Source organism: Nocardia ignorata NBRC 108230 (assembly GCF_001612905.1).
GTDB lineage: Bacteria > Actinomycetota > Actinomycetes > Mycobacteriales > Mycobacteriaceae > Nocardia > Nocardia ignorata.
In genome coordinates, this window is sequence record NZ_BDBI01000025.1 from 26,614 (window position 1) to 38,046 (window position 11,433).

Below are 11,433 nucleotides of genomic sequence, written 5' to 3' on the forward strand. Positions count from 1 at the left end.
TTCACCGATCCCACGGTGCCCGCAGTTCCGGATCGTCGAAGGCGTCGGCCGCGTCGCGGTAGAGCTCGCTGATGCGCTGCTTCACCTTGTCGCGGTCGGCGCCGGAGATATCGGCCTGATCCAGCCGCGCCGCCGCATTCGCGACCGCCCGGAACACCCTGGTCGGCTTCCCGTCGATGATGTCGGCAACCGGAAACTTGTAATCCTTCTCGAGCGCCGGATCCCCCTCCGGATCGCGATACAGATAGATGCCGGCGAGCTTCTTCGGATCACCCTTAGCCCACTCCAGGGCATCGTGCTCGGCCCGATGCCCGGTCCACTCATGATCCCGCGGCGCCCACGGCATATCGACATCGGCGGCATTGTCGGATTCGGGCGGAACCTCACGCTTCGACATAGATCTCTCCTTGACGCTCGCGGGTCATGGATCAGCGGTTCGATCGTAGCAATTGTGTCTGTACCTGCGGGTTTACCTACCGAGGGTCAACGAGCGATCTGGTCAGCCCTGGTCGGCCGGCGTGCGGAGCCTGCGACAATAACGTCACCATCCCATCTCGAAAGGAACCGAAGGTGAGCTCTGCCGGTGTTGTACCGCTGCTCGGACGTGTCGCTACCGCTGTGTCGGAGGCGATCGCCCGAGTCCGCCCGGAAACGGCGGATGCGGACCCGGTAGTGCGACGATCCGACCGCGCCGATTACCAGTCCAATGCCGCGTTACCGCTTGCGAAGCGGGTCGGGATGTCACCGGCTCAGCTCGGTGCCGACATCGCCGCCGGCATCGATCGCACCGACGGGGTGATCGCTGACGTGCAGGTGTCGGGACCGGGTTTCTTGAACATCAACCTGTCGGACTCCGCGGTGTGGACGGCTGTCGCGGAGCGTGTAGCGGATGAACGGCTCGGCATTCCGACTACAGAGGACGGGCGTCGGGTGGTTATCGACTACTCGGCCCCGAACGTGGCAAAAGAGATGCACGTGGGGCACCTGCGCACCACCATCATCGGCGACAGCCTCGCCAGGGTCTTCGGATTCCTTGGTGCCGACGTGATCCGTGCCAATCACTTGGGTGACTGGGGCACCCAGTTCGGGATGCTCATCCAGTACATCGACGAGCATCCCGAGTCACCTTGGCACACTGACGAACTCGACGACGAGACGAGTTCGGTATCCGCTCTGGACAGCCTCTACAAAGCTGCTCGCGCACAGTTCGACGCCGATTCGGGCTTCGCGGACAGGGCCAGAAATCGTGTGGTCGCCTTGCAGGCAGGCGATCCCGACACCGTCGCCCGCTGGCGCGAGATCGTGGCGGAGTCGGAGAAGGCGTTCGGCGCGATCTACGACCGACTCGGCGTCCTGCTCACGCCCGACGACTACGCCGGCGAATCGTTCTACAACGATCAGCTGGTCGATACGGTGACCGAACTGGTCGACAAGGGCGTGGCCGTCGACAGCGAGGGCGCGATCGTTGTCCTGTCCGAGCAGGTCAACGGCCCCGACGACAAGCCCGCCGTCCTGATGGCCCGCAAGCGCGACGGTGGCTACGGCTACGACAGCACCGACCTCGCGACCATCCGGTACCGGATCGCCACCCTGCACGCCGACCGGTTGCTCTACGTCACCGACTCCCGCCAATCTCTGCATTTCCAGCTGATTTTCGAGGCAGCGCGGCGAGTCGGCTGGCTCACCGACGCTATCCAGGTCGATCACGTCGCCTACGGAACCATCCTCGGACCCGACGGTAAACCGTTCAAAACCCGGGCAGGCGGCACGGTTCGGTTGATGGATCTGCTGGACGAAGCCGTCGCGCGTGTTCGAGCGGTGGTCGCGGAGAAGAATCCGGATTTGTCGCCTGCTGAACTGGACACCATTGCCGAGCAGGCTGGAATCGGCGCGGTGAAGTACGCCGACCTGTCGACCTCCAGGGTCAAGGACTACACCTTCGACGCGGTCCGGATGACCTCGCTGAACGGCAACACGGGCGTCTACCTGCAGTATGCGCACGCGCGGGTCTGTTCGATCCTCCGCAAGGCCGGCGCGGGAGTTCGGTCCACGGTCGACATCAGTGTCCCGGTCGAACCGGCTGAACGTGAACTCGTCCTGGTTCTCGACGGATACGGGTCCGTGCTCGACGAAGTCGCCGAGACGCTGGAACCGCACAGGTTGGCCGGCTATCTCTACGATCTGGCCCGCGCGTACACAGCGTTCTACGACTCGTGCCCCGTCCTCACAGCCGACGAACCGATTCGTTCCAACCGGATCGCCCTGTGCCGGCTCACCGCTCGCACCCTCGAACTGGGCCTGGGACAGTTGGGAATCGCTGCACCACAACGAATGTGAGGTATCGGCCGGACGTATTCCGAAGCAGTGGTGCGTCCGGCCGATTGCCGTTGCTGGGCCTGCGCTTCGCCCCTGATCGAAGAACTCGCTATCCGGAAGATACCTGTTCGGCGCGACGCACTCGGTCGACGAAGGTGGTGATGGCCGTGGATACGGGTTGGGGGTGGGTCCACCACACTGCGTGGCCTGCGGTGGGGCCCGCGATGACGGTGGAAAGGCCCTGGGTGCCGGGGAGAGATGCGGCTAGGGCGCTGGCGTCGTCGGCGGTGCCGCCTGCTTGGTCGGCGTGGCCGCGCAGGACCAGGGCGGGGCAGGGGATCTCGGGGAGGCGGGGGGTGATTTCGTCGCGGGTGGCGAGGTTCGTCCAGGCCGCTGAGGTGTGGGGGCGGTCGGGGTCGGTGAGCCAGCGGCGGATCCAGTGTTCCTGGTCGGCGTCGGTGCCGCCGATGAGCAGGGGTGCGAGGGCGCGGGCTTGGGGTTCGAGGGGGATGACGGGGTCGGTCCAGGCGGTGGCCATGGCGCGGTACTGAGCGGATTCCTCGACAGTGTTGGCGCGGGCTGTGGTCGAGGCGAGGACCAGAGCTCTGGTTCGGTCGGGGTAGCGCAGGGCGAAACGCAGGGCCGTGTAGCCGCCCTGGCTCATGCCGCCGAGGACGACGGGGCCCGTGATGTCCAGATGGTCGAGTACCGAGGCGATGTCGTCGGCCAGGTCCCAGTAGGTGAACGGTTCGTCGGGGTCGCTGACGGTCTCGCCGAAACCGCGCGCGTCGACGGCGATCACCCGCAGTCCCGCCGCGGTGAGCCGCGCGGTGGTGCGGTCGAACATCGTTGCGTCCATGAGGAATCCGTGCGACAGCACGATCGGCTCGCCGCTGCCGGTGTCGGTGAAATGGATGACGGAACTGTCGCGCTGCACGGGCATGAGCACGAGGGTAACCGCGGGGACGCGCGGCCGGATCCGTCGGCGAATTGTTGTGCGTTCTGTCCACAGCGCAGACCCGGCTCGGGCAAACTTTCGGCAGACGTTTGGTGAGAGGACCCCGATGCACCGTGTTCCCCGCTCAGTTCGCTGGATCCTCGGTGTCCTCGGAGTCGTGGTCCTGGTGGTCGCGGCGGGGCTGGATGCCAATCGGTCGGGCCACGGTGCCGATGCGCGGGCCAAGCTGACGGTCATCGCGCCCGCCGCCGCGGGCGGTGGCTGGGACCTGGTGGCCCGCGAAGCCCAGCAGGCGCTGCGCGGCGACGGGATCGTCAACAACGTGCAGGTGGTGAACGTGCCCGGCGCGGGCGGCACGATCGGGCTCGGTCAGTTGTCCACGCAGACCGGGGTGGCGACGACGATCATGGTCACGGGCACCGTGATGATGGGTGGCATCGCGCGCAACGGCTCGCCCGTGGAGCTCGCCGATATGACGCCGATCGCCCGGCTCGCCGAGGACTTCGAAGTGATCGTCGTCCCCGCCGACTCGCCTTATCGCACCCTCGACGACCTGATCCGCGACTGGCGAACCAACCCGGCCACCACACCGGTCGGCGGCGGATCGGCGGGCGGGATCGACCACATGCTCGCCGCCCAGCTGGCCGAGGCCGCAGGCATCCCCGCCGCTCAGGTGCGCTACGCCGCCTACGCCGGTGGCGGTGAACTCACGATCAACCTGCTCTCGACCGCACCGGGCACCCCTGGCATCGGGATCAGCGGTTTCAACGACTTCCGCGACCTGATCGAGGACGGCAGGTTGCGACCGCTGGCCGTGGTCGCGCCCGGCCGGCTGCCCGGACTCGAGGCGACCCCGACCATGGCCGAGGCCGGCTACCCACAGGTGGACCTCGTGAACTGGCGCGGGTTCGTGGCCCCACCGGGGTTGAGCGAGCAGGAGCAGAAGGAGCTGATCGACATCGTCACCGAGATGACCCGCACCGAGAGCTGGCGCGACGCCGTCGCCCGCAACCGGTGGCAGGAGACGTTCCTGGCAGGCGAGGCGTTTCGCCAGTTCCTCGCCGAGGAACAGACGCGGATCACCGAGATCGTCGAAGACCTGGGGCTGTCGTGAGTACCACCGAACCCGGACCGGCGTCGGTGTCACGCTCGTGGTGGCGGCCCGGCTGGAGCGCGCTCATCATGCCGCTGCTGCTCGTCGCGCTGGCGGCGTTCCTGTTCGCCGGTATCGCCGACATGGAAGTGGCGGACGAGAGCGAACTGTTCGGCCCGAAAACGGTGCCGCTGCTGGCCGCGGTGCTGTGCCTGGTGTTCGCGGTGCTGTTGGCGGTGAGCGTGATCCGCAGGCCGGAGGTCCCGCTCGACGAGAACGGCCGCCCGATCATCGGTCTGTCCAGCAATTGGCGTGGCACCGGGATCACCTTCGCGTCGCTGGTCATGTTCGCGGTGCTGCTCCTGCCGGCCGGGTGGATCATCGCGGGGGCGGTGACGTTCTGGGGTGTCACCATCGGCCTCGGCAGCAGGCGGTACGGGCTCAATATCCTTGTCGGCCTTGCCCTGTCCTCGACCATCCAGTTGGTTTTCGGCGGTCTGCTCGGTATCAGCTTGCCGCCCGGCGTGATGGGACTGTTCTAGATGAACGAGATCGCGAATCTCCTGGAGGGTTTCGGCAGTGTCCTGACCCCGGTCAATCTGCTCTACGTAGTGCTCGGCTGCGTGATCGGCACCGCTGTCGGCGTGCTGCCCGGGCTCGGTTCGGCGATGGCGGTGGCGCTGTTGCTGCCGGTGACGTTCACGCTCGACCCGCTGGCCGCGCTGGTGATGATGGCCGCCATCTACTTCGGTGGCCTGTTCGGTGACTCGATCTCCGGCATCCTGATGAACACACCCGGCAACTCCACCGCGATAGCGACATCCATCGAGGGCCACCGGATGGCGCTCAACGGCCGCGCCCCACAGGCGTTGGCGGCCGCGGCGGTCGGAGCGTTCTTCGGCGGGCTGATCGCGACCGTCCTCGTGGTGTTCTTCGCACCGCACCTGGCGAATCTGGCGACCAGGTTCGGGCCGGGAGAGTATTTCGCGCTGGCGGTCTTCGCGTTCGTCGCGATCTCGGTGGTGGTGTCGGATTCGGTCCTCAAAGGCGTTGCCGCGCTGCTCATCGGCTTGGCGCTGTCTGTGATCGGCACCGATCAGGTGAGCGGTGCGCAGCGGTTCACCTTCGGCAGTGTGGAACTGTTCGACGGGGTGAGCGTCGTGGTGATCACGGTGTCCATGCTCGCCATCGGTGAAGTTCTGTACGTCGCGTCCCGGATCGGGCGACCCGACGACCGCACGCTCATCGCCCCGCAGGGACGGCCCTACCTGACGCGCTCGGAGTTCCGGGAAATGGTGCCCGCCATGGCCCGTGGCACGGCCTTGGGTGTGCCGTTCGGTGTGATTCCCGCAGGCGGCGCGGAGGTGCCGACCTTCCTCGCCTACGGTGCCGAGCAACGATTGGACCGCCGCAGCCGCAAGCCGAAGTTCGGCACAGGCGCGATCCGCGGTGTGGCCGCACCGGAAGCGGCGGGCAACGCCACCGCGGGCACCGCGATGGGTGCGCTGCTCGCGCTCGGCCTGCCGACCTCGGCGACGGCCGCGATGCTGCTCGCCGCGTTCCAGCAGTACGGAATGCAGCCTGGCCCATTGCTTTTCAGCCGCAACGGCGACCTGGTGTGGGCGCTGATGGCGAGCCTGTTCATCGGCATGGTCGTGCTGCTGATCCTGAACATGCCCTTCGCCCGGCTCTGGGCGAATCTGCTGAAGATCCCGCGCGAATACCTGTACGCGGGGATCGCGGTGTTCGCGTGTTTCGGTGTGTACGCCGCGGCGGCATCGATCGTCGACGTCGTGTTCATGCTGGTGCTCGGCGCGATCGGTTTCGCCATGCGCCGCTACGACGTGCCGATCGCCCCGGTGCTCATCGCGGTGATCCTCGGGCCGCTGGCCGAGACCTCGTTGCGCGCGGCCATGAACAACTCGGACAACGATCCGCTGACGCTGGTGAGCACCCCGATCACGATCACGCTGTACGTGCTGCTGGCAGGCGTCGTCGCCATCGGTGTGTTCAACAAACTGAAGCTGCGCCGCAGCGTGCGCGCCGACGCGCCGGAATGACCTCAGCGAGGCGGACGGCCACCACCCGGCAGGGGACCGCCACCGGCGCTGGACTTCTCGCCCACACCGATCGTGAGCGATACGGCCATAGAGGTGGCGGGAGTGCCTGAGACGGTGGCCAGTTCGGCATCCCAGCCGTCGCCGAAGACGTTGTCCGAGGACAAGCTCACCGCCGACAGGTTCTTCGTGCTGGCCGCGTAACCGGCGTCGGCGGCGAACACTGTCTCGCAGGAGTCCTGGGGGAGGGCGATCTGGGAGGTGAGGCGGGCGTTCTCGCCCGCGACGGCGGTGGTGAGCGAGTCGTAGACCTCGAAGTGGATATGCGGCCAGCGGCCCGCGTAGCAGGCGGGGAAGATCGAGGTGAATTCGACGACGCCCGCATCGTCGGCCATCTGTACGCCGCGTAGATAGTTCTGGTCGGTGACGCCCTCGCTGTAGAGCGAGTAGCGGCCCTCGCGATCGCAATGCCACACATACACCGCCATCCCCGCACCGGCCCCGCCCTGCACAAGGTCGTGCAATGTCAAGGTCAGTGACATCGGGATACCCTGGGCGACACCGGAATACGTGCCGAAGCTGGTGGTCAGATCGGATCGGACGACGCCGGATTCGATCAGCACATTCGGTCCGTTGGAGCCGTCGCCGGGGTAGGGACCCGCGGTTTCCTGTGGGGCAGCGGCGGGGGTGGCCGTGGTGGTCGTCGACGCCTCGGTGGTGGTCGCGCCGGTTTCCTCGCCCGCCGCGCAGCCCGCCGCGACGGCGGCTACACCCGCGGCTCCGAGAACGCCGAGAATTCGCCGCCGCGACATCACCCGCAGGTCGTGACCGAGTCCCAGATCGTGTTCGTCCATGCCGACGACGGTAGGCGCGCGGACCGCGCCCGGCCTGGAAACTCGCTGGACGTTTGCTGTGTGCCGATCAGTCGGTGACGTAGCCGTTGAGGCTGTTGCGCAGATCCGTCAGCACGGCGCGCGCCGCGGTGAGGCCGGTGGTGTGCCAGATCTTGTCGTCCACCGCGAACACGCGGCGATCCGTCGCGGCGCCCAGGTTCTCGAATTCCTTCGAGCGCAGCACCTTCTTGCCGTGCGCCTCGCCGTCGGGGCCGTCGAACATCACGTAGATGATGTCGCCCTCGGCCTTGTTCGAGAAGTCGTCGGGGGTGATGTCGAACGAGGTGCCGCGCTGTGCCTGCGGACGCTGCACACCGGCATCCGAAAGGACCTGGGCGGCAAAGGTTTCCGAACCCTGCACCTGGATCGTGTCGGCGGTGAAGCGCAGCACCGAGGCCTGGGACTGGTTCGCGTGCAGCGCGGTGCCGACGTCCTGGGCTTCGGTGAGATAGGACTGCAGGGCACTTTCGGCGGCGTCGGTGCGGCCCATACCGGCGGCGTAGGCGACGAAATCGGACTGCCAGCTGCCGCCGCTGCCGACCAGCACGGTCGGGGCGATCGCGCGCAACGCCTCGTAACCGCCTGCGGCAGGGGGGACGTCGCCGAGGATGAGGTCGGGCTTCAGCTCGGCGATCCGCGCCGGGTCGGGCGCGCCGATCGGGCCCACACTCGGCACCTTCAGCACGCCGTACCCCAGGTACATCGGCTGCGGACGCTCACCGTCGAGCGTCACCGCGCCCGCGACCCGCTCCCACAAGCCGAGCGCGCACGCCGCGTCGAGAGCGGAACTGGTGAGCACGACAATGCGCTGCGGGTCGGCGGGTACCTCTGTGACCCCGGCCGAATGGGTGACCGAGCGGGTACCCGAACCCGCGTCGGGTGCGCTCGGCGTCGGGCACGCAGTGGCCGTATCGCGGTCGGCACCGACCACACCGGCACCGGCGATATTGGTCGTGGTGCGGATGATCGTGCTCGCGTCGTCGTGTTTGTCCGCGCAACCCGCGCTCACCACGGCGACGCACAGCAACGCGGCGACAACGAGCGCGCCCCGCGAGCGGTCACGACGACCCTGCGTGGCGGTGCGACGGAATCGGGTGCGTTCTCGGGCGCTCACCGGCATGCGCACGAGGGTACTGGGTTGGGGTGGGCGTTAGTGCCGGGGGCCGAGGTCATCAGTGCGGGGACTTGTCTTCTACACGTGCGTCGACATCTTCACCGCCGAGCGATCAGCGGCAAGCTGGTGGGCACGCGCAGGTCCAGTGGTAGCAGGATCGCGCAGGGCGAGCGGCCCGAGGCCGTGTTGTGCGGCGGCGATCAGGAGCCAGCGGCCGGTGGTGTCGCGGCGGGCGATCACCGGCATCGACTTGCGGACAGACCTCGAACCGCGCGAACGCCGTGCGGTTGGAGGTCCATGGGTCAGCCGAAGCCGATGATCTCGATGTCGCGATCCTGGTGATCTGTCACGATCAACACCAGGGATCCCGAGGTGGTGGCGAACCGCAGACTCCTGGACTGTTCGATCGTGACGGGCACCACTCGACTTTCGCGTCCGGTCGACCGGTCCCAGGTCCGCAGCGCGAATCCGTCATCCCAGGCGAGTGTGACTGCCTGGTCGGCGAGCAGGGTTGCGGCGTCGACCATCTGTTCCGAACTGGTGAGCGTGCTCATTTCGAGCTCGGTCGACACGGCGCCGGCCGCCGACAGAACTTCCCATCGCTCCGGCCACCCGCGCCCGGGCATCGGTTGCCAGTCCGGGTCGTGTGCGCTCACGAGGGCAGCCGTGCGGTCCGTCGCGTGCACCTTACTGTTCGTGCGATTCGAGTCCACGAGGGCCGCTGCCAGCGGTTGGTCCGGTGGCAGGAGGATGTCGGTGTTCACCTCGGCCCGTTGGCCCTGCACCCAGACGAACCCACTGTCGAACACACGAATCGAGACACCATAGATCGGTTCCAGTCGCGGCGTGGGAAAGCTGCGCTGGTCGCGTAGCTCTCCGGATTTCGGATCGAACGCAGTGACGACCACCGTCGCGGCCTCCCCTTCACCACAGCTCGCGGCACGGTAGATCGCGGTCATGGCAGCGACGACGCGCCGGTGGCTGGTGGTGCATTGGCCGGATTCGCCTGGGATGGTCCACATTTCGCGGCCGGACCTGGCGTCGTATCGGGTCACTTGCCCGCGCTCGGAGACCGTGACAAGCATGTGACCGTCGGCTACGGAGCGACTGTCGCGGGCGAAATCCTCTCCGGTCCAGAGCTTTTCGCCGGTGTTCGCGTCGAACGCTATCCACCCGATATTCCGCCAGTTGGTCAGCACGACGTCTTCGGCGCGTAGGTATGTCGTCTCGGCATGTCGGTTCCGCACCTTGTCGGAACGGGCATCGCCGCGCCGGAAGTGCCACCGTTCCGCGCCTGTAGCGCCGTCGTACTGTGACAGCCCCTCTGGAGTCGAGACGACGAATCCGGTGCGGGTGACGACAATTCGGTTGGTGAAGTCGGGGTCGACCGGGAGCTGGAGCCGGTACTTCTCCGAACCCAGCGCTGCGGGCGCAGGGGCTTCCGGACGGGCTGCGGCGGTGACGTGATCGATCGAGACGCTGTCGTTCCCGACCGAGGCCGTGACCCCGGCGGCGCCGAGCACCGGCACCACACCAACGACAACCGCCATCGCGAGCGCCGACCGTCGAGGAACCTGGCCGGTCGGCTTCGCCACGAAAACGAACATCAGCACCGCGCCCAAGACCACGAGCACCAGCGCGGCGATCGCGGACGGTACACGGGGAGTCACGATGTAGTCGCCGGTCAGCCGCCTATACGTCGACGGGACGTCCGCTGTCACCGCGAAGAGCAGGCCGAACCCGAGTACGAAAAGTATCGCGAGAACACCGCCCGCGCCGACACTCACGGCCCGTTCGTCTCCGCGACGCCCGAGAACGAGCACCACCCCGCCGACCAACGCGGCAGCGCTCGCGAAGATCAGCGTTCCCCGGACGAGGCGGAAGGGGAAATCGGAAGCCTCGGCGTAAGGACCGTTGAACGGCACCGGAATCGGCGCCGCGACGAACTGGCTGTAGAGCGCCAGCACCACACCCCCGGCGAGCAGCACGGCACCGACCAGGCCTGCGAGTATCGGTATCGACCGCAGTACACGCGCACGTTCGGTCGTCTTGTCCCCGGACATCTTCCCCCACACAAGAACTCGTCGCTGCCGCCCGCTCGGGCGTCGCGTCGAGACTAGCGCCGGGGTGGCGACGCGGGAAACGTCGCCGCCTCGGTCAGCGGGCGGTGCCGCCGATGCTGAAGTGGGCGCCGGTGGGATCGGTGAGGCCGACGACCCGGCCGTAGGGCGTGGTCATCGGCTCGAAGACCAGTTTCGCGCCGAGGGACACGGCGAGCTCGGCCGACTTGTCGGTGTCGTCGCTGCCGAAGTACACCACCCACGCGCCGGGTACTCCCTCGGGCAGATGGCCTTGCCCGTCCATCACCCCACCAAGCATCGGGGACTCGGCGTGCAGGGTGGTGTAGCGGAACTCCTCGGTGTCGGCGACGGTGAAGGTGTCGTTCCAGCCGAACACCGCGCGGTAGAAGTCGAGGGACTGCGGGTAGGAGCGTGTCATGAGTTCGAACCAGGACGGCAGGCCTGCGGCGTCCTGCCAGACTCCGTCGGCGACCCGGCCGATCTCGCCGAAACCGGAGAACGGTCCCGGCTGCCACACGCCGACACCCACGCCGCCCACATCGGCCAGCACGGCCATCGTGCCGACACCGGGGACCTCCATCGCTTTCACGAACACGGTGCCACCCGCTTCGGCGGCCTTCTGCTCGGTGGCGGCCGCGTCGTCGGAGTGCAGGTAGACGGTCCAGCGGTCGGGGTACGGATCGCCTTCGTCCTCGATCCGGCTCATGGCGCCGGCGACGGCGACGCCGTTCTTGCTGAACGTGGTGTACCCACCGAACTCCGGCCCGCCGCGTTCGGCAGTCCAGCCGAACAGTTCGCCGTAGAAGGCGATGGCACGGTCGAGATCGGAGGTGTAGAGGTCGATCCAGGTGGGATCGCCGGGTTGTGGGGTGAACTGCATGCTGACTCCTCGGCTGAAGGGATCTACGCAGACGGTCGCAG

The 11,433-nt window shown here is 67.4% G+C and carries 11 protein-coding genes; 4 read left to right on the forward strand and 7 right to left on the reverse strand.

What is annotated here, in order from left to right; all coding sequences use genetic code 11:
• Position 1: 1 nt before the first annotated feature.
• Positions 2-397, reverse strand: coding sequence for a hypothetical protein (locus NI2_RS20745; RefSeq protein ID WP_067493118.1), 396 nt, complete (start codon positions 395-397; stop codon positions 2-4).
• A gap of 173 nt (positions 398-570) precedes the next feature.
• Here NI2_RS20745 and argS point away from each other — a divergent pair, with 173 nt between their 5' ends.
• Entirely contained in the window at positions 571-2,337 is a 1,767-nt protein-coding gene (gene argS / locus NI2_RS20750) for an arginine--tRNA ligase (RefSeq protein WP_067493120.1), read from the forward strand.
• An 88-nt stretch (positions 2,338-2,425) separates the two neighbouring features.
• Here argS and NI2_RS20755 read toward each other — a convergent pair whose 3' ends face one another.
• Entirely contained in the window at positions 2,426-3,259 is an 834-nt protein-coding gene (locus tag NI2_RS20755; RefSeq protein WP_133733806.1) for an alpha/beta fold hydrolase, read from the reverse strand.
• Between the two features lie 121 nt (positions 3,260-3,380).
• On the opposite strand from NI2_RS20755, the gene NI2_RS20760 reads away from it, so the two are divergent.
• From NI2_RS20760 to NI2_RS20770, 3 genes are read left to right on the forward strand one after another with little or no spacing between them, the layout of a single operon-like run.
• Positions 3,381-4,388 (forward strand): Bug family tripartite tricarboxylate transporter substrate binding protein, encoded by a 1,008-nt coding sequence (locus tag NI2_RS20760; protein ID WP_067493124.1) that lies wholly within the window; start codon positions 3,381-3,383, stop codon positions 4,386-4,388.
• The gene (locus NI2_RS20765) at positions 4,385-4,909 is read left to right on the forward strand and encodes a tripartite tricarboxylate transporter TctB family protein (RefSeq protein WP_067493126.1); all 525 of its coding nucleotides are present in this window, start codon (positions 4,385-4,387) and stop codon (positions 4,907-4,909) included. Before NI2_RS20760 ends, NI2_RS20765 begins: the two co-directional genes overlap by 4 nt.
• Positions 4,910-6,427: a tripartite tricarboxylate transporter permease gene (locus NI2_RS20770; RefSeq protein ID WP_067493128.1), complete on the forward strand. Its 1,518-nt coding sequence runs from the start codon at positions 4,910-4,912 to the stop codon at positions 6,425-6,427.
• Between the two features lie 2 nt (positions 6,428-6,429).
• On the opposite strand, the gene NI2_RS20775 is transcribed toward NI2_RS20770, so the two are convergent.
• The 5 genes from NI2_RS20775 to NI2_RS20790 form a co-directional block, all read right to left on the reverse strand.
• A complete protein-coding gene (locus NI2_RS20775; protein ID WP_067493130.1) occupies positions 6,430-7,278 on the reverse strand; it encodes a dioxygenase family protein in 849 nt (282 codons plus the stop codon).
• A gap of 67 nt (positions 7,279-7,345) precedes the next feature.
• Positions 7,346-8,437, reverse strand: coding sequence for an ABC transporter substrate-binding protein (locus NI2_RS20780; RefSeq protein ID WP_084476573.1), 1,092 nt, complete (start codon positions 8,435-8,437; stop codon positions 7,346-7,348).
• Between the two features lie 72 nt (positions 8,438-8,509).
• Positions 8,510-8,677, reverse strand: coding sequence for a hypothetical protein (locus tag NI2_RS33925; protein WP_157104672.1), 168 nt, complete (start codon positions 8,675-8,677; stop codon positions 8,510-8,512).
• A 56-nt stretch (positions 8,678-8,733) separates the two neighbouring features.
• Positions 8,734-10,494, reverse strand: coding sequence for an outer membrane protein assembly factor BamB family protein (locus NI2_RS20785; protein WP_133733805.1), 1,761 nt, complete (start codon positions 10,492-10,494; stop codon positions 8,734-8,736).
• A 94-nt stretch (positions 10,495-10,588) separates the two neighbouring features.
• Entirely contained in the window at positions 10,589-11,392 is an 804-nt protein-coding gene (locus NI2_RS20790; protein ID WP_067493134.1) for a VOC family protein, read from the reverse strand.
• Between the last annotated feature and the right edge of the window lie 41 nt (positions 11,393-11,433).

Excerpts from the sequence above, each read along its gene's own strand:
- NI2_RS20770 (WP_067493128.1), top strand. The coding sequence starts at position 4,910 with ATGAACGAGATCGCGAATCTCCTGGAGGGTTTCGGCAGTGTCCTGACC.
- NI2_RS20780 (WP_084476573.1), bottom strand. The coding sequence starts at position 8,437 with ATGCCGGTGAGCGCCCGAGAACGCACCCGATTCCGTCGCACCGCCACG.
- NI2_RS20785 (WP_133733805.1), bottom strand. The coding sequence starts at position 10,494 with ATGTCCGGGGACAAGACGACCGAACGTGCGCGTGTACTGCGGTCGATA.
- NI2_RS20790 (WP_067493134.1), bottom strand. The coding sequence starts at position 11,392 with ATGCAGTTCACCCCACAACCCGGCGATCCCACCTGGATCGACCTCTAC.
- NI2_RS20760 (WP_067493124.1), top strand. The coding sequence starts at position 3,381 with ATGCACCGTGTTCCCCGCTCAGTTCGCTGGATCCTCGGTGTCCTCGGA.
- NI2_RS20745 (WP_067493118.1), bottom strand. The coding sequence starts at position 397 with ATGTCGAAGCGTGAGGTTCCGCCCGAATCCGACAATGCCGCCGATGTC.
- NI2_RS20755 (WP_133733806.1), bottom strand. The coding sequence starts at position 3,259 with ATGCCCGTGCAGCGCGACAGTTCCGTCATCCATTTCACCGACACCGGC.
- NI2_RS33925 (WP_157104672.1), bottom strand. The coding sequence starts at position 8,677 with ATGCCGGTGATCGCCCGCCGCGACACCACCGGCCGCTGGCTCCTGATC.
- NI2_RS20775 (WP_067493130.1), bottom strand. The coding sequence starts at position 7,278 with ATGGACGAACACGATCTGGGACTCGGTCACGACCTGCGGGTGATGTCG.